The organism is Mycobacterium sp. IDUB_17 (assembly GCF_055419465.1).
Genome location: NZ_JBVAXS010000002.1, coordinates 189,056 through 210,235 on the forward strand (window position 1 = coordinate 189,056; position 21,180 = coordinate 210,235).

Sequence of the window (21,180 nt, forward strand, 5' to 3'; positions counted from 1 at the left end):
GGATGGACTTCGACGAGTACCGTGCGCACGACGCCACATCCTTGGCGAAACTGGTTGCTGACAAGCGGGTTTCGGCGGCGGAGCTGCTCGCCGCGGCCCGGGGACGGGCAGCGGCGGTAAACCCGAAGATCAACGCCATCGTGCGCGACGTTCCGGCTTCGCCGTCGGACGATCTGACCGGTCCGTTCGCCGGGGTCCCGTTCCTGATCAAGGATCTGGCGCAGGACTACGCCGGTTTGCCCACCTCGGCTGGTTCACGTGCGCTCATGTCGCTGAACGCCACCGAGCACGCCACGGTCGTACAGCGCTGGATCGACGCCGGCCTGGTCATCTTCGGGAAAACCAACACCCCCGAGTTCGGGGCGAAGGGAATCACCGAGCCTGAGGTCTGGGGGCCGGCCCGGAACCCGTGGGATCTGGCAAGGTCGCCGGGCGGCAGTTCGGGAGGATCTGCGGCCGCCGTTGCAGCGGGCATCGTGCCCTGCGCCGGCGCCAATGACGGCGGCGGATCGATACGCATTCCGGCGGCCAGTTGCGGACTTGTCGGGCTGAAGCCGGGCCGTGGGCTGACGCCGTCGGGTCCGGCGACCGGGGAATCCATGCACGGCGCGGCCCTTCAAGGCGTCGTCTCCCGGACGGTTCGCGACACCGCGGCGATGCTCGACGTCCTCAGCGGCGGCGAACCATGGGGGCCGTACGTGCCGGGCCTGCCCGCTGAGCCGTTCGCGTCGTGTGTGGGGGCGGATCCGGGAAAACTGCGGATCGGGCTGCGGGTGCCGACGGCGATCAACCCGGCGCCCCACCCAGAGGCGTTCGCAGCCGTCGAGGCAACGGCTGCCGTGCTGACCGAACTCGGCCACCATGTCGAGGAACTGCCTCAAGCGCCCTTCGACGACGCCGCGCTTGCTCGCGACTTCCTGCTGACCTGGTTCGTCTACAGCGCATGGGAGGTCGCCGAGGCCAAGCGGCTGACCGGCGCGGGTGACGCCTCTTTCGAACGTGACACGCTCATCATGGCGGCGCTCGGTCGCTCCGCGAGCAGTGTCGACTATCTGGATGCGGTGCAGCGGCGCCACGAACACACGCGGCGGCTGAGCACGTTCTTCGAGTCCTACGACCTGCTGTTGACGCCCAGCTTGGCCACCCTGCCTCCGCGGATCGGCGAGTTCGATCTGCCGGTGGTGCTGCAGCGTGCCGCCGATGCGCTGATCAAGACCCGTACCGCAAGCATGTTGCGCTACACCAAGATCGTCGACGACATGGTGGACAAGAACCTGGGCTGGGTGCCCTACACGCAACTGGCGAATATCACTGGCCGCCCAGCGATCTCGCTACCCGTGCACTGGACGGCGGAAGGTCTGCCGCTCGGTGTGCAGTTTGTCGCGCCGCTTGCCGGTGAAGCGCTGCTGCTGAAGCTGGGTGCCCAGCTCGAGCAGGCGATGCCCTGGGCCGGTCGGTTCGCCCCAGTCTGAGCCGGTGCGCCCGGCAGCACGTAGCTACTCGGTCAGCTGGCTGGGCGCGGCTTGCCGCCAGGAGTCGAGCAGAATATCGCGGAGCTCTCGCCGATCCTCCAGCTCAGCCAACCGGACCCGCACCCAGGACGAGGCGGCCTCGTGTTGGGGGACCCAGAATTTGTGCGGTTCGGCGGCGATCAATTCCTCACGGTCAAACCGGGGGCAGCGCACCGCAAATGAGGTCTCGTCGTCGGGCACGGTGACGAACATCTTGCCCGCCACGTCGAAGGTCGGATGGCCCCAGCGCTCCTTCTCGGTGGTCTCGGGGAAAGAGAGTGCGATGCTGCGCACATCGTCGGCGTCGAGCACGGGTATCGGACCTCCGATCGCGCATGGGTATCCGCTCCGGCAGCCTACCGGGGGGCCATGACGTGACAGACACCTCGGCGGGGCAACCCGCTCAGGTGATCGACCAGAACTCCAGCAGGGTGCGGATGGTCGCCACCAGCGGCAGGGGCTGATCCAGCATGGGATGGTGACCGGCCTCGGCGAGTTCTACGAATGGGCCCCGCAGTTGCAGCATCGACCGAATCTGGTCGGCCATCGGGGGCGGGACCACTCCGCGTTCGCAACGCAAATACCCAACCCGGCAAGGGATTCGGGCAAAGGCTTTCTCCAGGATCTCCTCATCGGCGGACGTTTCGTCGAGCAGGTGGCCGCCGAAGATATCGGGGTCGAACTTCCACACCCACCCGTCGTCGGTCTTGCGTATCGATTCCACGGCGATGTGGTGACCGATGTAGGGCAGCGTCACGTCCTGCTTCGGCACGGCCCTGAATCGTGCCAGGATGTCTTCCTCGGATGGGTATCCGGCCGTGTCCCGGCGACGGTTGCGTAGTGGCACTTCCTCCGGTGCGCGGTCGCGCAGCGGCGAATCGATGACCAGGATGCTGTCGATCTGCGAGCCGTAGCGGGTGGCGGCCGAGGCGCCCACCCAGCCGCCCATGCTGTGACCGACGATGGTGGGCCGCGCCGAGGATCCCGAGGCTTCCGCCGCCGCGAGAACTTCCCGGGCCCAGATCGACAGCGCGTATTCGGTGCGCGTTCCGCTGTCGCCATGCCCGCTCAGATCAGGCGCGATGACCCGATGGGTGCGGGCGAAGAACGGAGCGATGTGATCCCACCAGCCGGAGTGGGCTCCACCGCCATGGACGAACGCGAGCGGGGGCTTGTCCGGGTTACCCCAGGTGCGCACATGAATCGGGCACCCGTCGACGTCGATCGTGGAGTGCTCTGGTGCCTGTCCCAGCGCGGAGGTGAACCAGGCTGGAGCGTCCGCCATGGGATGCGGCGCCGGGGGCGGTTCACGGCGGAACATGGGACTCACCTCGTAATTCTGTCGCATGCCCAGAATCCGATCGACACTTGCCCGACGAATTCTGACCGCGCCGAGGTGACGGCGACCGGTGCTCAGGACACCGCGAGGCTGACGCCGAGCGCGATCATCATCACCGCGATGACGCCATCGAGGATGCGCCAGGTCATCGGGGTGGCGAACAGTCCGGCCAGCCGTCGCGCACCCAGGCCCAGGCCGGTGAACCACACCGCGCTCGCGGCCACCGCGCCGGCGCCGAAGAGCCACCGCTGCTCCCGGTGTTCGTTGGCCAGTGAGCCGAGCAGCACCACGGTGTCCAGGTACACGTGGGGGTTCAGCCAGGTCAGCGCCAGGCAGGTGACCAGCACCTCGGCCAGTCGGGCCGGGGTGCGCTCGGCCGGGGTGAGGGTCGAGGGCCGGAAGGCGCGGCGTGCGGCGAGGACGCCGTAGCCGATCAGGAAGGCCGCGCCCCCGAACTTCGCCACCGTCATGGCGTCGGGATGCGCGGTGATCAGAGCACCGACGCCGGCGATGCCCGCGGCGATCAGGATCAGGTCGGAGACGGTGCACACCGCGATCACGGCGACGATGTGCTCGCCACGGATGCCTTGACGCAACACGAAGGCGTTCTGCGCGCCGATCGCGGCGATCAACGCCATGGTGGTGAGGAATCCGACGAGGACGGGTGAAGCCATGCGTTTGAGGCTATGGACGTGCGGTGATCAAGTACAGCTAATGATTCTTAGTCAAGATTAGGAGAATTTATCTCTGTTCGGGCCACAGACGTCACGCCGTCTGAATGATGGTTCCAATCCCGTGCTGTCGGTCGCCGTTCTCGATGGCGCATTGCCATTTGAGATGGCGCAACTTGGCGCGTGGGCCAAGAACCCTGATTGGTCCACCTTTGCTGCGATGCCACGGCGGCTGTCTGTGATCGGTACGCCAGCATCCAACGTTCGCTCGAATGGGGCAGGCGCGTCGTTTGTTCTCACCCGCCGGTCCACCGCAGCCTGAATGCCGCGTTAGACCTGGCGACTGGAAAGGGCATCGGCTCGCTGCGCCCCGTCGCCGCAACCAGGAGTTCTTGGCGTTTCTCACAAAGACCGACGCCGAAGTGCGAGATCCTTGCGAGCCTGCGCGGGAAGCGTGCCCTGCTGGCACTGCTGGCGATGGGCGGGATAGTGGGCGGCCTGGCCGCGCGATTCGCGCCGGCCGAACTCGGGCAGTGGGCGTTCGTGGCGTACCTGGGTATAACCCTCATGGATGCCGTCGTCCGGCCGGGTTTCGTCCGCCCCGTCGGGGTGGCCACTCAACGCCGCACTATTCGAGCCGGATTCGGGCTCCCGGTTGGCGCTGTTGCCGCGTTCCTCGGAGTGGGTGGCAGCGTGCTTACCGTCCCGTTGCTGCGTCGAGCCGGCCATTCCATGGAATCGGCGACAGCTCTTGCGAATCCGATGACGCTGGCCATCACGGCACCCGCCGTTGTGCCGCTGATCGCATCGGTGGATGTCACCTCTGCGGCCGCGCTGCTGCTGGGTGCGACACCCGTGGTGGTTGTGCTGCGGCGCTATGGGATCACGATCCCCGACATCGTCCACGCCCGTGCCTATGTTGGGCTGATCGGCACAGTATGCGTAGCGATGACACTGGCTGCGCTGTAATAACGCACCAAGAGTCGAACGGTTCGGTGAGCCATCCCTGACGGTGCCGAAGTGGAATCCCTACGCGATCTGGCTGGGCCCGCCCAGCGTGTCATTCGTCGCTGGGCGAGGTGAGTGCCTTGATCGCTGCGGTCGACATCGTCTTGACGATGGATTCCTGGTCCAGGCCCTTGTTGAGAGTTGCCACTGAATTGAGCATTGAGAACACCGCATGGGTGAGTAGCCGAACCTCTGGCTCGGACAGGTCAGGCCGCAATGCTGCGACGATGGAAATCCATTCCTCGGCATAGAGATTCATCTCGCGCCGGATTCGCCGCCGGTCCTTCTCCGGTAAGGCGTGCTCGTTCTTCATGAAGACAAGTGTCGTCGGAGCTGAGGTCACCACGCTCCTGATGTGGAAGTCGACCAAGATCTCCAGTGCCGCCCGCGGATCGGGCTCCGCTTCCGCCGTTTCCCTGGCGAACCGGTGCAGAGCCGCCAAGGGACTCTCCACGACGGCGATCAAGAGGGCCTGCTTATTCTCGAAGTGGTTGTAGAGGCCCGGCCCGGAAATTCCGGCCGCTGTGCAGATCATGTCCACAGTCACTCCGTCGTAGGAGTTTCGCAAGAACAGGTCGGCGGCCACCTTGAGCAAGACATCCCGGCGTGAAGTGCCGGCGGACGGCTCGTGCGCGGCAGCGTCAGTGGTCATGGCAAACAACGATAGCCACGGTGCCAGGCGCCGCCGAGTCCGGGAGCGATCGAGAGGCGCGCACGAGGAGGCCACGTTGCACCTCCGCTCGCCGGACGGCTGGGCAAGGCGACATTAATGATCGTTAATATCTCGTAACCAGCGTCGGCCAGGCGTCATGGGCCGACGGAACCGTGGCCGCACCGCCAGGTTCCCTTATATTGCCAGTTAAACAGGGTTCCAATGGCCGCCTAGGGCGGACTTGAAACTCGATCGAAGTTCCGCGTTGACAACCGCGGCGCCGCGTCTTACGTTAATGATCGTTCACCTAGTGGAAAGTGGTGTGAATATGCGGTTCATTTTCATGAGCGAAGGCGAGACGGTCCCGGGGCATACCCATGAGCACCGCTACCGCGAGCTCGTGGACGAGGTCCTACTTGCGGAGGAGGTGGGGTTCGACGCGTTCGGAACGTCTGAGCAGCACGTCGCGATCGGCACGGCGACAACCTCCGCACCTGAGGTCATCTATCCCTACCTGATGGCGCTGACCAAGCGCATCCGATTCATGCACTTGGTCACCCTCTTGCCTACGCGCATCAACCATGCCCTTCGCGTTGCCGAACGGTTGGCAACCGAGGACATCCTGTCCAGCGGCCGAGTGGAACTCGGAGTGGGGCGGGGAAACACGACACTTGCGCTGCGCGCCTTCGAAGTTGAACCAAGCGAGAACAAGGCTCAGCTGATAGAAGGGCTGGAGGTCATCCGCCGGGCTCTGCACAATGACGTGTTCTCCTATGTTGGCGAGCACTACAAGATTCCGCCGCGAAGCTTGGTGCCCAAGGCAATTCAACAGCCATATCCCCCCATCTCGATGGCGGCCGGCAGTCCCGAGTCGGTTCGCAAGGCCGCCGAGCTCGGCATCGGGGCTATCGTCGGTGGGTTTTACCTCGGCTTCGAGTTTGTCGAGAGCATGTTGCGCATCTACGACGATGCCCTCGACGGAGCTACGCATGCCTATCCGCTCCAAGCGCAGAAGCTCGTCGCGGTCGGAGGCGGAATGCACTGTGCCGAGACCCGTGAGGAAGCCCTCAAGTGGGCGCGGAATCTGAAAGAGACGGTGGCGCTTTCGACCGACGCGTATGAGCGCCTGTCCAAGTTGTCGGCCGACTATCAGTACATGGGCGCGGTACGGAACGTCGACTTCAACGACGAGCGATACATGTTCGAGGAATCGTCCGGATTCATCGTGGGCGATCCGGATGACTGTGCGGCACAAGTGCAGCGATTCGCCGACCTTGGCGCAGACGCCATCGTCATGAGAATCGATGGACTCCCACACAGAGAGCTGATGAAGTCGATCGAGCTCTTCGGCAAGTACGTCATCCCCAGGTTCAAGAACCCACGGGCCGTGGTGCGCCCCGCTGACGCGGTTCTGGCCGACATCCGCACGGCCCGGCCCGCTCATTATGCGGAGCTCGAAGCGTTCGAAGAGTCCAAATCCCAGTCGAATTCCCATAAGAATGTTGTCAAGGTAGGAGAGACACGATGAGCAAATTGGCCGCTGATGACATCTTCAGCCGCTACCCCGAGGAGATCCTGATCGAACGCAGGCCCAATGGTGTTCTGCTCATCACGATCAACAGACCCGACCGGCTCAATGCGTTGACGATGCCGATGTTCGATCATCTTTCGGACATCTGGGTGGAGGTCGACCGAGACCCGGAAACGCGGGTTGCCGTCGTCACCGGCGCGGGCCGTGGCTTCTGCACGGGCATGGACGTACGCCAGCCAGAGCCCACGCTGGATGAAGCGGTGGCGCTCATGGAGGGCGAGCGCAAACGGATTACGGCCATCCTCAACATGGACAAGCCGCTCATCTCGGCGATCAACGGTCCCGCGGTTGGCTGGGGGTTGTCGATGGCGCTTCTGGCTGACATCAGCGTCGCTGCCGAGGATGCACTGCTTCGAGACGGGCACACCCGTGTCGGTGTGGTCGCCGGTGACCATTCCTCGCTCATCTGGCCGTTGCTCGTGGGGATGGCCAAGACAAAGTACTACCAGTTGACTTCGGCGAGTATGACCGGCATCGAAGCTGAACGAATCGGCTTGGTGAGTCTCGCTGTACCGAGGGAGAATGTGCTGGATCGCGCCCTCGAGATCGCCGACGAACTTGCGCAGGGCTCGCAGCAGGCGATCCGCTGGACAAAGCGGTCCCTGAACACCGGATGGCTCACCAATGCCCTTCCGCAGCACGAGCTTTCCGCGGCGCTGGAGGTCATCGGATTCGCGAGTGCAGACTACTTCGAGGCCCGGCAGGCCTTCCGCGAAGGCCGTCCGCCGGAGTATCCGTCCGCACGCGGCGAAGGGCACTCTGTCCTGGGACCGCAACCGGCGAACGTAGCCAGGTGACCTATGAGCGCACTCGCGACCGGCCAGTCCCCCACTCTCGACACCGCTGACCACGATGGCGTTCTGGTGGTCGCGTTGGACAGGCCACCGGCAAATGCGATGAACCGCCAGCTCATCCACGATCTTGTCGGCCTGTTCGAGCAGCTCCGCGCCAGGCCGGACGCACCACCGATCGTCCTCACCGGTAAGGGAGCGCGGTTCTTCAGCGGCGGAGGCGACATCAAAGAGCTGGAGGGTGCGCTCGCTGGCGAGATAGAGATTCGAATGAGGGAATTCCACGCACTACTCGTGGCGATGGATCGCTACCCGCGTCCGGTGGTCAGCGCGATCAATGGGCACTGTGTTGGCGGCGGTATGGAGGTCGCACTCTTTTCGGACAGTGCGTTGGCCGTCAACTCGGCGCGGTTCGGGTTTCCGGAGATCAATCACGGACTGCTACCGGCGGACAAGGGGATCCAACGAGCCAACCGGGTGCTCGGTGTGCGCGTTACCCGGCGAATCATCCTGTCGGGTGAGCTTTTCGACGCACAGCACGCTCTCGACATCGGCCTCATCGACGAACTCGTCGCCGGTCCCGAGGAGCTGATCCCCGCGGCCGTCGCAATGGCGCGCGCCGCCGGCTCGAAGGCTCCGGTGCTCTATGGTGCCTTGAAGGGCAGCGTCAACGCTGCGGACGACGTGCGCGATGAGGCGTCCCTGCAACGCACGCTGAAGGCCGCTGCCGATTATTTCGACGACCCGGCCGCACGAGAGTTGCGGCAACGGTGGAGTGGCCGAAGGGCTCCCGCGGCCAAGGCGCAGTCGTGTTGACCGAGGAACTGGACTGACTATGAAGATGCAGAACACACGGGCATCGACCTCGTCGTCGACGGGATGTACGGAGGTGCCGATGTTGGACACCCTGACGGAGTTCGACGCCGTGAATCGAACTTTCGCTCAGATGCTGTGCGACCGCGCTGAGCGTGAACCTGACGTGATCGCGTATTGCAGCTGGGGAAACGGGGCAGCCCACCCGACCACATGGCGCGAATATCTCGAGCAGGTCCGGGAGGTTGCGCTCGGTTTGCATGATCTGGGTGCCGTGCCAGGCGACCGGATCGCCATCGTGTCGTCTACTCGCCACGAGTGGGTCGTGGCCGCACTGGCGATACTCAGTCTCGGCGGTGTCCCCGTGGGCGTGTACCCCACGAGCTCGGTCGCCGAAGTCAAACAGGCACTGGAGAGTTCCGAGGCCACAGTCGTTTTCGCGGAGAACGTGGCAGATGTCGCGAAAATTGCCGCGATATCGGCCGAGCTGCCACGACTGCGTGCGACGATCGGGTTCGACACCAAACCGCAGGGCCTTTCGGATTCTGTGCGGGCGGTGCACTGGGGAGAACTCCGCCATCGCGGTCGATCCCGCGGGGCGACCGAACCCGAGCTGTTCGCGGCGCTGGTTGAGGCGGGCGATATCGATCAGCCCGCGGCCCTGTTCTACACGTCGGGGTCTACCGGTGCGCCGAAAGGTGTGATCCACACGCACCGTACGCTGCAGTACTCGGTGCTCGCCTTCGCCATGTCGTACCCAGAGGTCGGCAGGATCAGGCACGACCTCGTTGCGTTTCTCGGCCTCTCGCATGTTGCACCCGCGTTGATCGGCGTATTCACCCCGATCATGTCTCGCCTCGTCATTACTTACTGCACCATGGAGCAACGTCTGGACGCGCTCGTCGGTGTGCGACCGACAGCGGTCCTGTGGCCACCGCGAATGCACGAGAAGTTGGCCGGCGAGGTGTTACAGCAGCTTTCGGAGTCTGGCGCCGCCTTCCGACTGCGGTACGCGATAGCGATGCGGATTGCTCGCAAAGTAAGCGAGATGCGCTGGAGGGATCAGGACGTCCCGTGGTATTTCAACTATCCGTACAACGTGTGCCTCCGTCGGGTGTTCCTTCCCCTGCGCGCAAAGGTTGGCATGGACCGCATCAGGGTCGCCTGGACTGCTTCGGGCAGCATGTCCCCCGAGGTAGCGGCGTTGTGGCAGATGTGGGGACTCGACCTTCGTGAGCTCTTCGGTACGACAGAGACCTGCGGATCGGTTCTTGCCCAGTGGGATCGCGCATTCCCGCCGCCCGGAACAATCGGGAAAACCATGCCCGACCCACGGTGGAAGGCGCGCGTATCTGGAGAGGGAGAGCTGCAGCTGCGCAGCCCCTGCCTCTTCAGCGGTTACCTCGACGACTCCGAGGCGACGGCCGCCGCGATGGACCACGGCTGGTACCGCACAGGCGATTTGGTGGAGATGGACCCCGATGGGGAAGTGCGGATCATCGGCAGAATCAAAGATGTCCTCAAGACCAGCGGCGGAAAAACTGTCAGCCCTCAACCGATCGAGCTCCGACTCAAGGCCAGTCCACTCATTGATGACGCGATTGTCGTCGGTGAAGGACGCAAGTATCTGACCGTACTGGTCGGCGTGAGTGCGGAGGCGCGGGCGATGCCCACGGCTGACCGAGATGCCGCGCTTGCCACATGGATCGACGAAGTCAATTCTGAGCTCTCAAGGCCGCTGCAATTGAAGAAGTTCCGCGTCCTGCCACGGCTGCTCTCGGCCGCGGACGGCGAGTTGACTCTCAAGGGCACCATACGGCGGTCTGCAATCCTCGCGTCTTTCCGCGACCTTGTCGATGAGATGTACGACGCCGGTGAGCAGGGGGAGATTGCCCGCCAGGCGCGGTTCGCCGGCGGCGATCTGAAGTAGGTGAATCGTTGAACGAGGTTCGGATCGAGTTCATGACAAGCGCCGAGATCAGCGCGGCGATCTCGGAAGGAGCACGCACAGCGGTTCTCCCGCTGGGAGCGGTCGAACAGCACGGTGGGCACCTACCGCTGTCGATGGATGCCGATCATGCCGACGAGCTCGCGGTGCGGGTCGCGCGCCATCTCGGGGGCGCGCTGGTTCTGCCGACCGTGCGTGTGGGGTACTCACCGCACCACCTCGGATTCACCGGCACCCTGTCGCTTCGCGCGTCCACGCTGGAATCGGTGTGCGAAGATTACTGTCGGCACCTCGCCAACGATGGCTTCGAACGAATCGTCATGTTCTCCGGGCATATCGGGAACCATCCCGTGATGCGTGACTTCGAGGTGCGACTCACGGCGGCACTCGCGCCGCTGACAGTCATCGTCTTCTCCGATACCGAGGCCATCTTGAACGCGTGGCGACGGGCGGCGGACAGCGTGGCATCTTTGGGCGCCAACGTGGGAGGGCACGCTGACATCGCAGAGACGTCGGTGATGCTGGCCCTTCACCCACAGAAGGTCCGCACCGACCGGTTCGTCCGGGGCTACACCGGCAAGGTGGACCAGCAGCTACTCGATCGGGCATTTCAGGACGGAATCGGAGCAGTCTCCGCCAACGGGGTTCTGGGTGACCCAGAAGGCGCCTCGGAACGGCTCGGGGAGGCGTGCCTCGACGCGGTCATCTCCCTTATTGCCGACTACGCCCGCGCCCGGGGCGCATGACATCCACGAGAACGGAGTGCAAGCGATGACTACCCTCGATCCCGTTTCTACCGGGAACTCTGACCGGGATATGGCGCAACTGCGTAAGCTTTACGGTCGTTATCCAACTGGCGTCGCTGCGGTGTGCGCACTGCGTGATGGACAACCGGTCGGGATTGTTGCCACCTCGTTCACCCCGGTATCCATCGATCCGGCGTTGGTGTCGATCTGCGTGCAGCACACGTCGACGACCTGGCCGCATCTGGCTGACGGACGCCATCTCGGCGTCTCCGTCCTGGAATCGCGGCAAGAGGCCGCGTGTCGGCAGATTGCGGCGAAGAATGTGGATCGATTTGCCGGAGTGTCCTGGTTCGCCACCGAATCCGACGCGGTGCTGCTGTCGGATGCGGTGGCCCAACTCGACTGCGAGATCTCTACGACCGTTTCCGCCGGTGACCATGATGTGGTCATTCTCGAAGTCAAGGCCGCTGCGGCGGACCTCGACGCATCGCCGCTTCTCTTTCACGACAGCCGATTTCGAACGTTCGCGGCCGGACATGACTCATGACGGCGCACCGCTGTGTGTCTCGGCTGGCGATCGAGCGCGCCGGTTCGGCTCTGCGTGCTGGGACTCCGGTTCTGGTTGTCGACGGCACCGATGACCAGGTCGTCGCCGACGTAGTGATCGCGGCTGCTCATGCCACGCCGCATTGGACGGCATGGCTGGTGAGGTTCACCTCGGGGCTGATTTGTGCGGCACTGCCCGCACGTCGAGCAGAGGAACTGGATCTGCCGACCATGGTCCGTGACGATGACTCGAATGTGGAAGCTCCCACGTTTGCGGTCGCGGTGGACGCCGCATCCGGTATCGGTACCGGCATCAGCGCGACCGACCGCGCCCGCACTGCGCGCGTTCTGGCAAGCGACTGCTCCCGGCCACGTGATCTGGTGCGGCCCGGTCATGTTCTCCCAGTGAGGGTTGCAGGCTGCGGGGTGCTCAAGCGCCGGGGGAGCGCTGAGGCGACGGTGGATCTTTGTGACATAGCGGGGCTTCCACCTGTAGGACTGACCGCTGCCCTCCTAGGGGAGGACGGCGAACTACTGCGGGAACCCGCGATCAGTGTGTTCGCTCAGAACCATCGCTTGCCGATGGTGCACATCGACAGCGTCGTGCACCACCGCCTTTTCCACGGTGATGGACGCCGCAAACGGGTCACGCTGGTTCAGAACCGACTGGACCAGCTGACAGGCCGGGCGCTCAGAGCAGTCGACTTTGAAGACCACCTGACGGGCGCTCGGCATACGGTGTTCATCGGCGCCTCCGTACCTGATATCGATCCACCCGTGTATGTCATCACGGAATGTGTCCATGGTGACCCACTTCTCGCCTCTGGCTGCGAATGCAGAGTCGAACTTGAGAGGTGTCACGAGCGTATCGCCGCACACGGCGGAGTCATCGTGTACCTGCGGCCACCCATCACCTCAGCGCCGAGGTTCTCGGTGCCGCGGCCGGAGTTGGTCGCAGGTTGCATCACCGCGATGCTGATCGAGCTTGGTTTCACGACAGTGACTTTGGCCGACTACGTGCAACATGCACAGCTGAAGTCCAGGTGCGAGCTGGTCGTCTCTGGGCCTGCCGCGACCTGGGAGCCGTGCAGGCTCTCCGCCGCTGCCCCCTGACACCTCACGCTTCTTGAGCGCGATAGACAATCGGAGAGACCGCATCCATGGACATCCATGCCACCATGCAGAACGTACCGCTGACGCTCACCGCGATCCTAGACGGAATCGACGGCACCTTCGGTGATTCAGAGGTCCTCACCTATGTAGGTGCCAACACCGCCGTACAAGCCGCCACATTCTCTGAGATTGCCACGCGCGCAGCTCAACTGGCCAACGGATTGGCTGGCCTCGAAATCGAAGCCGGTGACCGGGTTGCGACCTTCATGTGGAACAACCAGCGGCACCTCGAGGCATACCTCGCCGCGCCCTGTTCTGGCGCGATCCTGCACACCCTCAACATTCGGCTCACGCCTGAGCAACTCGGCTATATCGCCTCCCATGCCGGGGACAAGATCATCATCGTCGATGCCAGTTTGCTCGACACGCTGCTCCCAGCGTTGCCGCTGATGCCGGAGCTGGAGGCGCTGGTGATCGCCGGTGACCCGACCGACGCTCAGCTGACCGAGGTATCACGTCTGGTGCCCGACGTGATCGCCTATGAGCAACTCGTGAACAGTCAGCCGACTACGTTCGCGTGGCCAGTGCTCGACGAACACAGCGCTGCGGCGATGTGCTACACCAGCGGGACCACCGGGGATCCCAAAGGCGTGGTCTACAGTCATCGGTCGGTCTATTTGCACGCCCTTGCCGTCTGCACGGCCAACGTTGCGGGAATCTCCTCCCGTGACCGGGTGCTTCCCATAGTCCCGATGTTTCACGTCAACGCGTGGGGCATTCCGTACGCGTCGCTGATGGCCGGCGCAACACTGATACTGCCGGACCGCCACCTCAAGCCCGACACGCTCGTCGACATGATCGCCCAACACGGCGTCACGTTGTCTGGCGGTGTTCCTACGGTTTTCAACGACATGTTGCTGTGGCTGCGCGACAATCCCGGCCATCGAGTCGACTCGTTGCGTCGAGTGCTGTGTGGCGGCGCCGCGGTGCCGGCGTCGCTTGTCGCCGCGTATCGCGATGAATTCGCGGTTCCGCTGGTCCAAGCGTGGGGCATGACCGAAACCAGTCCCATCGTGACCATCGCCGACGTTCCAGGCAACGCGACCACGACCGATCAGCAGCGAAAGCTCAACAGCACGGGCCGATTCCTGTTCGGCGCCAAAGGACGCGTCGTCGACGAGACGGGCGCTGTTCTGCCCCGCGACGGCCGATCGGTTGGCGAAGTGCAGGTGCGTGGCCCCTGGATCGCTGGCGGCTACCACGGCGGCATCGACGCCGAGAGCTTCTCCACCGACTCGGACGGACAACTCTGGCTCCAAACGGGCGACATCGGACACATCAGCGCAGACGGGTACCTGACGCTCACCGACCGAGCCAAAGACGTGATCAAGTCCGGCGGCGAATGGATCAGCTCCGTGCACCTTGAAACCACTCTGGCCGGTCACCCTGATGTGATCGAAGCTGCCGTGATCGGCGTACCTGACACCCGTTGGGATGAGCGACCACTCGCATTGGTGACCTTGCGCCCCGGCTCTGCCGCGCGGGCCGAAGATCTGAAGGCTTGGCTTGAGGAGCGGGTACAGCGATGGTGGCTGCCTGAGCGGTGGGCCGTGGTCGGCTCTATCGCGCGCACCGGCGTCGGCAAGTACGACAAGAAGCTGATGCGGCAGCGATACCACTCCGGCGAGATTCCCGTCACCGTGCTGCCCCGCTGAATCGACATCGCCACTGCGGTCACATCAAACCGACGGGGATGGGATCAGATGCAGATCGAGAACAAGGTTGCTGTCGTCACCGGCGGTGGATCAGGAATCGGCCGGGCACTGGCCGTCGAACTCGCCAGGAATGGAGCACAGGTCGTCATCGGCGACCTCGACGAGCGTGACGCTGCCGAAGCGGCCAGGAGCATCGGTGACGCGGCGACGAGCATCCGGGCGGATGCATCCACCGTTGACGGCGTGACAAGCTTGATCGCTGAGGCCGAACGGCACTTCGGGCCCGTGGACATCTTCGTCGCCAATGCCGGCATCGTGGGAGCTGCGGGCCTCGGTGAATCCGCCGACTGGGACAAGGTCCTTGCGATCAACCTACGCGCTCATGTCAATGCCGCCGGGCTGCTGCTACCGGGATGGCGCGGCCGCGGCAGCGGCTACTTCGTGTCGGTCGCATCCGCGGCCGGCCTGCTGACGCAACTGGGCGCGGCGGGGTACGCGGTCACCAAACACGCTGCGATCGGATTCGCTGAATGGCTTGCAATCACCCACGGTGAGGAGGGAATAGGCGTGAGCTGTGTGTGTCCGCTCGGAGTCGACACGCCCCTTCTCACCGCAGTGCGCTCCTCCACGGGCCTGTCGCGCCGGATCGGCGCACAGTCGATCATCAAGTCCGGCAGCGTCATCAGCGCAGCAGAGGTCGCGGCGGAGACGATCCGCGCCGTACGCGCGGAGCGATTCATGGTTCTACCTCACCCGGAGGTTCTGGGTATGTTTCGCGGCAAGGGCGCGGACTATGACGGGTGGATTGCAAGAATGCGTCGCCTGCAGCGGTCCCTGAGCGACGGTGCCGCAGCACCGAGTGACGGTTAGCGCCAGCAAACGGCTCTACACCAGTCAATCCAGCAGCCTAGACGGCGATCTCGCTGTTGCGCGGGCATCGGACCGGGTCGACGCTGGTGGTCAGACATATTGGGGTGCAGAGGAATCCGGCTAGCCGTTCCCCGTATACGCGGAAAAGTGGCTCATCCGAAATAGTCGGACAGCCAATGACGTACATCACTTTTCGTTGGCAGTGTGGCTCCCGTCACTGTTACCGGCCTTCCGGCATATCGGCCGGCCGTCACGTTCGATGGGAGAACACTATGGGAGCCAGCACTATTGGACGAGTCAAGGCGCTGTCAGCGGTGATGGGTGTGGCGGCAGCGGTAGGGATGGGTGCGATGTCCTTCACTCATGGAAGTGACGTCACGGGGATCAGCTTGGCGCGTACCGACGATCTGCCGTCGGCCACCGTGACTCGGTCAACGGCACCGAAGGAGCTGGCAACCTCGTTCGCCCGGCCGACCCACACCGCTCAACCGTGTGCGGCGAGAGCCACCTTGCCTTGCTGACAAGCGGTCTCGCGGCTCGCTGCGCCGTGTTCAGGTGTGGGCCTTGATGGTTCAGTGCGGCGGAACTGCGTTCTCGACGAGGATACGCGCTGTCCGGCGGGCAATGCGACAGTACTCTTCTCTACGGTTCAGAAGGCGTTCCGTCGGTGCGCTGATCGATAATGCCGCAACCGCCCGGTGGTCACGTTGATGGATGCCTACGGCGATGCATGACTGGTCCGGGATGGTTTCACCGTGCTCTATCGCGATGTCGTCGCGTCGCGCGGAGATGAGCTGCGCACGCAACATGTTCACGTCAACCACCGAGTTCTCTGTGAGCCTCGGCAATCCGTTGCGGTCGATGAGTTCTTCAACCGTAGACCACGGTAGGTGTGCCATGAGCAGCTTCCCGAGTGCCGAAGTGTGACCGGAAATGTGAACTCCGCGAGTAACTATCGGGTCCGTCCGATCTGCGGATGCGTTGGTGATGCAGACAACGCCTCGGCCATCCCAAGCGCCTACGGTCACCACAGCTGAGAGCTGGTGGGCGAGCGCCGCCACACGGCGATTTGTATAGGCGTTGAAACAGCTGGAACTCATGAGCCGACGGCTGATGAGCAGAACGCGCCAGCCGAGTCGATAGCGATCGCCTGATGTCTGTTGCAACAGACCAATCGCGGCGAGACTGGACATGATGTCGAAGGTCGTCGACTTCGGCAGTTGCAGCCTCGCGGATACCGCCGTCACACCCCACTCTGGTGTCTCGGCCGTGAAGAGATCGAGCACCTTCCCGGTGCGGTCGATCGTGTTCAGCACGATGCGGCCCTACGTACGAGAGGGCATTCGGCCTCGGTGGTCAAGAGCTCTGCGGGTGATTGGCGAGTTTCGCCAAACAGATTCCGATCACACGTTCACGATCGGATTCGCGCATCGCCTGGGGTGGTGCTTCCTGAACGAACGCCAGCACTCGACGATAGAAGGTCGAAGGTGCGATGCCGAATTCCGGCAGGATGTACTCGTCGCCGTGATCGAATGGCGCCCATCGAGCCACGAACGAGAGCATGCGGCCGTATTCAGTAAGCGCGTGCGAGTTGACGTTTGTAGCTCGTGGCACTGGTTGCCCCGACTTTGGGGGTTTCTTGATCATCGAAGGTCCGCATCGTCGAAGCCGCGCTCCAGGCGCTGGCGCACGGTGCCGAGATAGCGTGCGGCGTCGGCGCCGTCGATGATCCGATGGTCATAGGACAGCGACAGGTAGGCCATTGAACTGGTCTTCACCACGAGGTTGCCAAGCTCGTCGCGTCCAGGGACCAGTCGCTCGACCACTGTTCCGACACCCAGGATGGCCGATTGGGGTTGATTGATGATCGGGGTGTCGAACAGCGCGCCGCGGCTTCCAGTGTTGGTGATCGTGAAAGTTCCTCCTGACAGATCGTCAGGCCGTACCGTCCCCGACCGCACCGCCAGGGCCGATGCCGCGATGGCTGCTGCCAAGCCTGCCAACGTCATTGACTCGGCGTCGCGGATCACCGGCACCATCAGACCCTTGTCACTATCGACTGCAACACCTAGATGGACGGCACTGTGATAGGTGACCTCGGTGCAGTCGGCGTTCAACGAAGAGTTGATCACCGGGTGTGCCGCAAGGCCTTCTACGGCAGCGTCGACGACAAACGGCAGGTAGGACAGCTTCTGGCCGGTCCGGCCCTCGAATTCGTCTTTGTTGCGATTGCGCACCAGCGCCACATTGGTCAGGTCGACTTCGACCACCGTCGTCAACTGTGCCGATGTCTGCAGCGATGTCAGCATGCGCTGAGCAATCGTGCGCCGGATCCGCGAGAGCTTCTCGACGCGCTCCGTTGCTGATTCAACCGGTTCAGGTTCAGGTTCAGGTTCCGGCTCGGCGACCTCTGGAACGCTCTCTGGCTCATTGGCCGTTTCCTCGGTGGGGTTTGCGTCGGCAGCGCTGATCACCGCGATGACCGCGCCGATCTCGACCACGGAGTCCTCCGGCTCGATGATCTGAGTCAGGATTCCGGCTGCGGGAGAGCAGACTTCGGTATCGACCTTGTCGGTGGCGACCTCGAGCAGGGGTTCGTCATGCTGGACTTCATCGCCTACTGCTTTGAGCCACCGGGTTATGGTGGCCTCGGTGACCGCCTCGCCAAGGGCGGGCAGTTCCACGTTGGTAATGCTTGTGGCGGCAGTCATTTCACGCTCCGTTCGGCCAGGTCGAGTGCTGCGCTGACGATGCTGTCGGTGTCGATGCCGTGATACCGGTAGACATCGTCGAGCGAGCCGACCTGTCCGAATCGGCTCACTCCCAGAGCGGCTCCCGTCACGTTGTTGATGCCGGTGAGAAACGCCAACGTGTGTGGGTGTCCGTCGAGCACGGTCACCATAGGGGCGGCTCGGTCGGCTGGGAAGACCTGGTCGAGGATCCAGCTGGGGCTCTCGGAAAGCCCGCGGCGAGCTTGTAATGCGTCGAACAGCAGGCCGGGGCTCGTCACGCAGATGACGTCGGTATCGATGCCCTGCTCGGCGAGCCGATCGGCCGCCCGCAGGGATTCGGTGATCATCGCTCCCATTGCGACCACAGCGATCTGCGGTACGCCACCGGCTCGCCGCAGGATGTACGCACCGGCGACCACTTGTTTTCTCCGGCGTTCTCGGGCGGTGGCGTCGTCGGGAACCGATGCCAAAGTCTGGTCCACGGGCCGCGTGGAAAGTCGCACATACGACGACGAGCCATCCGGCCGGCCCATCAGGCCAATGCATGACAGCAACGTCCACTCGACATCGATGGCAAATGCCGGTTCGTAACTGATGCAACCAGGTTGCTCAAGGCCGATCGACGGTGTCTTGATGGACTGATGTGCGCCGCCCTCGGCCGCGAGTGACACACCCGAGGGAGTGCCGACCAGAATCGACTGTCCGCCTGCGTAAATGCCGTAGGACCATGGCTCCAAGGCACGTTCCACGAATGGGTCGTAGACCACACCGATCGGAAAGAGGGGTTCGCCCCACCGGCTCCACGTCGCACCGAGCTCACCGATCAGGCCGACAAGATTGGTCTCGGCGATACCGAGTTCCATGTGCTGTCCGGTTGGTCTCTCCCGCCAGTGCATGATCGTCTCGGGGTCGTCGTCGAACCAGTTCCGACGTTCATTGGGGGACCACACGCCAACCTTGTTGAGCCAACCGGCCAGGTTGGTCGTTGAGCTGACGTCGGGGCTCACGGTCACCACACGCTTGGCCGCGTCCGGAGCTTGACGGCTCAGGTCGAGCAGCACCCGGCCCAGGGCCGCCTGGGTGGACGATGTGCCCGAGGGAGTGCGACCGGTGTCAACGGGCACGGCGGGCGGAGGCGACAGGGTCACCGGCTCGCGCCGCAGCCTCTCGGCGGTCGTGGCGCAGAGCGCTCCGGGCGCACTATCGGTGGCGAAACGCTGCCAAGGACTGGTCGGGTCCATACCGAGTTCCGTGGCGAACTGCTCGTACTGCTCGATGGTGAGTAGTGACGAATGATTCTGGGGATGGCCCTGGGTGGGCAGTCGGTGACCCTTGATGGTGTAGGCGATGATCGCCGTCGGACGGGTGTCATCGATTTGGGCGTAGGCGGCGCGCAGTGCGCCGAGGTCGTGACCGCCCAGATTGCGGATCGCAGCCAGCAACGTGTTCTCATCCAGGTCGCGGATCAGCGTCGAGATCTGGTCGGCGCCTATTCCGTTGCCGGGCAGCCTCTCCCGTAGCTCTTCGGCTGAGCAGCGCAGCAGACGCTGGTACTCGGGGTTGGGCATCTCGAGGATGCGGGTGCGCAGCGCGGCCCCACCGCTGTGGTCGAACAATGACTCAAGCTGGGCGCCGAACTTCACATTGATCACTTGCCATCCGGCGGCCGAGAACATTGCCTCCAGCCGTCCGGCCGCGATGTTCGGCACGACGCGGTCGAGTGATTGGCGGTTGAGGTCGACGATCCAGACGATCTCGCCGAGCTCGGCGACGGAGTTGTCCAGGATGGCTTCCCAGACCGCCCCCTCGTCGAGTTCGGCGTCGCCCACCAGCGAGTACTGGCGACCTTTTCCCGCGGCGCCGATCTGGGTATCGACGTAGCGACTGGCGATCGCGCCCCATATCGGCGCAGTCGCCCCAATCCCCACCGATCCTGTCGAATAATCGACGGGATCAGGGTCTTTCGATCGGCTCGGGTAGGACTGGAGACCACCGAACTCGCGCAGAGTAGTCAAGTACTTCTGATCGAGTTCGCCCAACAGATAATTGATGCTGTGCAGCACGGGCGAGGCATGCGGCTTCACCGATACCCGATCGCCTGGTTGAAGCTGTTCGAACCACAGCGACGTCATGATCGAGGTCATGGAGGCGCACGACGCCTGATGGCCTCCCACCTTCAGACCGGTCGGATTGGGCCGAACACGGTTGGCGTGGTGAATGATCGACGTCGATAGCCACAACACGCGATCCTCGATTTCGCGGAGGGCGGCGTCTGCTGACGTGTCGGCGACACGGGGCCGTGCATCGACTGATTGCGAGCGGTCCATCAGTGGTTTCCTTGCGTGCGAGTTCCAGATTGTGGGGTGACCGGCCTTCGCCGTGCTCAGGTCGTGAACACGGCGAAGGCGCGTCGCAGCAAGCGGGCTCGAGTGAGAGCGCAGGCGCTGCCGACCGCGATGACACGGTCGTCGGAGCTCCATAGGGGTGCAGAACTCGCTGTCTAGTCGAGCATCGAACTACACTTTGGACAAGTTCACGTGGATCGACTGAGCATTTTGCTGACGTCGATGTTCGGGCATTCAGATGGAGGTTGTCATTTTGACTACGCAAACCAGAGTCGACGCTTTGGATGCTCGGATCCTCAAGGCTCTCAACGATGACCCTCGGGCCACCGTTCTCGCATTGGCCGACAAGACCCGGCTCTCGCGCAACACTGTCCAGGCACGCATCAACAAGTTGGAACGATTAGGCGTCCTGCGCTCGTTCGAGAGACGCATCGATCCCGCCACACTGGGTTACCCGTTGACGGCGTTCATCCTGACGCGCGTCACGCAGCGCAAGCTCGCTGCCATCGCCCGAGCGCTGGAGCAGGTTCCCGAAGTCGTCGAAGTGCAGGGACTCGGCGGTGCTACCGATCTCTTGATTCACGTGGTCGCCCGCGAGGCGGACGATCTCTACCGGGTGGCCGGCCGGATACTCGATATCGACGGTGTCGAGCAGACCAACACCTCGCTGGTCATGCGCAAGCTCGTTGACTTCAGGCTGACACCGCTTCTGGAGAAGCTGGTTGAGGAAACGAAATGATCGCGTTGCCTCGATTCGGTGGTTGCTCAGTTGCTGTTCGTGGCAGCGGT

At 63.6% G+C, this 21,180-nt stretch carries 20 protein-coding genes; 12 read left to right on the top strand and 8 right to left on the bottom strand.

The features are described from left to right. Window positions 1-2 precede the first annotated feature (2 nt). Window positions 3-1,472 (top strand): amidase, encoded by a 1,470-nt coding sequence (locus tag ACZYZ7_RS08035; protein ID WP_463740603.1) that lies wholly within the window; start codon window positions 3-5, stop codon window positions 1,470-1,472. Window positions 1,473-1,496: 24 nt separating this feature from the next. On the opposite strand, the gene ACZYZ7_RS08040 is transcribed toward ACZYZ7_RS08035, so the two are convergent. The 3 genes from ACZYZ7_RS08040 to lysE form a co-directional block, all read right to left on the bottom strand. Then, a complete protein-coding gene (locus tag ACZYZ7_RS08040) occupies window positions 1,497-1,823 on the bottom strand; it encodes an MmcQ/YjbR family DNA-binding protein (protein WP_135451676.1) in 327 nt (108 codons plus the stop codon). 91 nt (window positions 1,824-1,914) lie between these two features. Next, complete coding sequence (locus ACZYZ7_RS08045; RefSeq protein ID WP_463741047.1) at window positions 1,915-2,868, bottom strand: alpha/beta fold hydrolase; 954 nt, start codon at window positions 2,866-2,868, stop codon at window positions 1,915-1,917. A 56-nt stretch (window positions 2,869-2,924) separates the two neighbouring features. Then, window positions 2,925-3,524, bottom strand: coding sequence for an L-lysine exporter (gene lysE, locus ACZYZ7_RS08050; protein WP_450069621.1), 600 nt, complete (start codon window positions 3,522-3,524; stop codon window positions 2,925-2,927). Between the two features lie 474 nt (window positions 3,525-3,998). On the opposite strand from lysE, the gene ACZYZ7_RS08055 reads away from it, so the two are divergent. Next, a complete protein-coding gene (locus tag ACZYZ7_RS08055; RefSeq protein WP_463740604.1) occupies window positions 3,999-4,490 on the top strand; it encodes a TSUP family transporter in 492 nt (163 codons plus the stop codon). Between the two features lie 91 nt (window positions 4,491-4,581). Here ACZYZ7_RS08055 and ACZYZ7_RS08060 read toward each other — a convergent pair whose 3' ends face one another. Continuing rightward, on the bottom strand, window positions 4,582-5,181 hold the full coding sequence (locus ACZYZ7_RS08060; RefSeq protein WP_090423857.1) for a TetR/AcrR family transcriptional regulator: 600 nt from the start codon (window positions 5,179-5,181) through the stop codon (window positions 4,582-4,584). Window positions 5,182-5,509: 328 nt separating this feature from the next. Between ACZYZ7_RS08060 and ACZYZ7_RS08065 the strand changes: the two genes are divergently transcribed. The 9 genes from ACZYZ7_RS08065 to ACZYZ7_RS08105 all read left to right on the top strand — a co-directional run bounded on the left by ACZYZ7_RS08065 (window position 5,510) and on the right by ACZYZ7_RS08105 (window position 15,314). Continuing rightward, complete coding sequence (locus tag ACZYZ7_RS08065; RefSeq protein WP_463740605.1) at window positions 5,510-6,709, top strand: LLM class flavin-dependent oxidoreductase; 1,200 nt, start codon at window positions 5,510-5,512, stop codon at window positions 6,707-6,709. Further along, window positions 6,706-7,569, top strand: coding sequence for an enoyl-CoA hydratase/isomerase family protein (locus ACZYZ7_RS08070; RefSeq protein WP_450069618.1), 864 nt, complete (start codon window positions 6,706-6,708; stop codon window positions 7,567-7,569). Before ACZYZ7_RS08065 ends, ACZYZ7_RS08070 begins: the two co-directional genes overlap by 4 nt. A gap of 3 nt (window positions 7,570-7,572) precedes the next feature. Then, entirely contained in the window at window positions 7,573-8,379 is an 807-nt protein-coding gene (locus ACZYZ7_RS08075; protein WP_450069617.1) for an enoyl-CoA hydratase/isomerase family protein, read from the top strand. A gap of 79 nt (window positions 8,380-8,458) precedes the next feature. Next, the gene (locus tag ACZYZ7_RS08080) at window positions 8,459-10,306 is read left to right on the top strand and encodes an AMP-dependent synthetase/ligase (protein WP_450069616.1); all 1,848 of its coding nucleotides are present in this window, start codon (window positions 8,459-8,461) and stop codon (window positions 10,304-10,306) included. Between the two features lie 8 nt (window positions 10,307-10,314). After that, entirely contained in the window at window positions 10,315-11,070 is a 756-nt protein-coding gene (locus ACZYZ7_RS08085) for a creatininase family protein (RefSeq protein WP_450069615.1), read from the top strand. A 25-nt stretch (window positions 11,071-11,095) separates the two neighbouring features. Then, window positions 11,096-11,617 (top strand): flavin reductase family protein, encoded by a 522-nt coding sequence (locus ACZYZ7_RS08090; RefSeq protein ID WP_463740606.1) that lies wholly within the window; start codon window positions 11,096-11,098, stop codon window positions 11,615-11,617. Further along, complete coding sequence (locus ACZYZ7_RS08095) at window positions 11,614-12,729, top strand: 3,4-dihydroxy-2-butanone-4-phosphate synthase (RefSeq protein WP_463740607.1); 1,116 nt, start codon at window positions 11,614-11,616, stop codon at window positions 12,727-12,729. Before ACZYZ7_RS08090 ends, ACZYZ7_RS08095 begins: the two co-directional genes overlap by 4 nt. A gap of 65 nt (window positions 12,730-12,794) precedes the next feature. Then, a complete protein-coding gene (locus ACZYZ7_RS08100) occupies window positions 12,795-14,444 on the top strand; it encodes a long-chain fatty acid--CoA ligase (RefSeq protein ID WP_463741048.1) in 1,650 nt (549 codons plus the stop codon). Between the two features lie 48 nt (window positions 14,445-14,492). Beyond that, window positions 14,493-15,314: an SDR family oxidoreductase gene (locus ACZYZ7_RS08105; RefSeq protein ID WP_450069612.1), complete on the top strand. Its 822-nt coding sequence runs from the start codon at window positions 14,493-14,495 to the stop codon at window positions 15,312-15,314. A 572-nt stretch (window positions 15,315-15,886) separates the two neighbouring features. Here ACZYZ7_RS08105 and ACZYZ7_RS08110 read toward each other — a convergent pair. The 4 genes from ACZYZ7_RS08110 to ACZYZ7_RS08125 are packed head-to-tail and all read right to left on the bottom strand — an operon-like array spanning window position 15,887 to window position 20,373. Then, the gene (locus ACZYZ7_RS08110) at window positions 15,887-16,630 is read right to left on the bottom strand and encodes an IclR family transcriptional regulator (RefSeq protein ID WP_450069611.1); all 744 of its coding nucleotides are present in this window, start codon (window positions 16,628-16,630) and stop codon (window positions 15,887-15,889) included. A 40-nt stretch (window positions 16,631-16,670) separates the two neighbouring features. Continuing rightward, window positions 16,671-16,961, bottom strand: coding sequence for a DUF3263 domain-containing protein (locus tag ACZYZ7_RS08115; RefSeq protein ID WP_450069610.1), 291 nt, complete (start codon window positions 16,959-16,961; stop codon window positions 16,671-16,673). Further along, entirely contained in the window at window positions 16,958-18,025 is a 1,068-nt protein-coding gene (locus ACZYZ7_RS08120) for a 2-oxo acid dehydrogenase subunit E2 (protein WP_463740608.1), read from the bottom strand. The genes ACZYZ7_RS08115 and ACZYZ7_RS08120 overlap by 4 nt, the downstream gene beginning before the upstream one ends. Continuing rightward, entirely contained in the window at window positions 18,022-20,373 is a 2,352-nt protein-coding gene (locus ACZYZ7_RS08125) for a transketolase-like TK C-terminal-containing protein (RefSeq protein WP_463740609.1), read from the bottom strand. The genes ACZYZ7_RS08120 and ACZYZ7_RS08125 overlap by 4 nt, the downstream gene beginning before the upstream one ends. Before the next feature lie 256 nt (window positions 20,374-20,629). Between ACZYZ7_RS08125 and ACZYZ7_RS08130 the strand changes: the two genes are divergently transcribed. Continuing rightward, window positions 20,630-21,130: an Lrp/AsnC family transcriptional regulator gene (locus ACZYZ7_RS08130; protein WP_090423875.1), complete on the top strand. Its 501-nt coding sequence runs from the start codon at window positions 20,630-20,632 to the stop codon at window positions 21,128-21,130. The last annotated feature ends 50 nt before the right edge of the window (window positions 21,131-21,180 follow it).

Coding starts and splice junctions, on each gene's coding strand:
- ACZYZ7_RS08090 (WP_463740606.1), top strand. CDS start 11,096: ATGACTACCCTCGATCCCGTTTCTACCGGGAACTCTGACCGGGATATG.
- ACZYZ7_RS08130 (WP_090423875.1), top strand. CDS start 20,630: ATGGAGGTTGTCATTTTGACTACGCAAACCAGAGTCGACGCTTTGGAT.
- ACZYZ7_RS08035 (WP_463740603.1), top strand. CDS start 3: ATGGACTTCGACGAGTACCGTGCGCACGACGCCACATCCTTGGCGAAA.
- lysE (WP_450069621.1), bottom strand. CDS start 3,524: ATGGCTTCACCCGTCCTCGTCGGATTCCTCACCACCATGGCGTTGATC.
- ACZYZ7_RS08115 (WP_450069610.1), bottom strand. CDS start 16,961: ATGATCAAGAAACCCCCAAAGTCGGGGCAACCAGTGCCACGAGCTACA.
- ACZYZ7_RS08125 (WP_463740609.1), bottom strand. CDS start 20,373: ATGGACCGCTCGCAATCAGTCGATGCACGGCCCCGTGTCGCCGACACG.
- ACZYZ7_RS08120 (WP_463740608.1), bottom strand. CDS start 18,025: ATGACTGCCGCCACAAGCATTACCAACGTGGAACTGCCCGCCCTTGGC.
- ACZYZ7_RS08060 (WP_090423857.1), bottom strand. CDS start 5,181: ATGACCACTGACGCTGCCGCGCACGAGCCGTCCGCCGGCACTTCACGC.
- ACZYZ7_RS08065 (WP_463740605.1), top strand. CDS start 5,510: ATGCGGTTCATTTTCATGAGCGAAGGCGAGACGGTCCCGGGGCATACC.
- ACZYZ7_RS08075 (WP_450069617.1), top strand. CDS start 7,573: ATGAGCGCACTCGCGACCGGCCAGTCCCCCACTCTCGACACCGCTGAC.
- ACZYZ7_RS08095 (WP_463740607.1), top strand. CDS start 11,614: ATGACGGCGCACCGCTGTGTGTCTCGGCTGGCGATCGAGCGCGCCGGT.
- ACZYZ7_RS08055 (WP_463740604.1), top strand. CDS start 3,999: ATGGGCGGGATAGTGGGCGGCCTGGCCGCGCGATTCGCGCCGGCCGAA.
- ACZYZ7_RS08080 (WP_450069616.1), top strand. CDS start 8,459: ATGTTGGACACCCTGACGGAGTTCGACGCCGTGAATCGAACTTTCGCT.
- ACZYZ7_RS08070 (WP_450069618.1), top strand. CDS start 6,706: ATGAGCAAATTGGCCGCTGATGACATCTTCAGCCGCTACCCCGAGGAG.
- ACZYZ7_RS08100 (WP_463741048.1), top strand. CDS start 12,795: ATGCAGAACGTACCGCTGACGCTCACCGCGATCCTAGACGGAATCGAC.
- ACZYZ7_RS08105 (WP_450069612.1), top strand. CDS start 14,493: ATGCAGATCGAGAACAAGGTTGCTGTCGTCACCGGCGGTGGATCAGGA.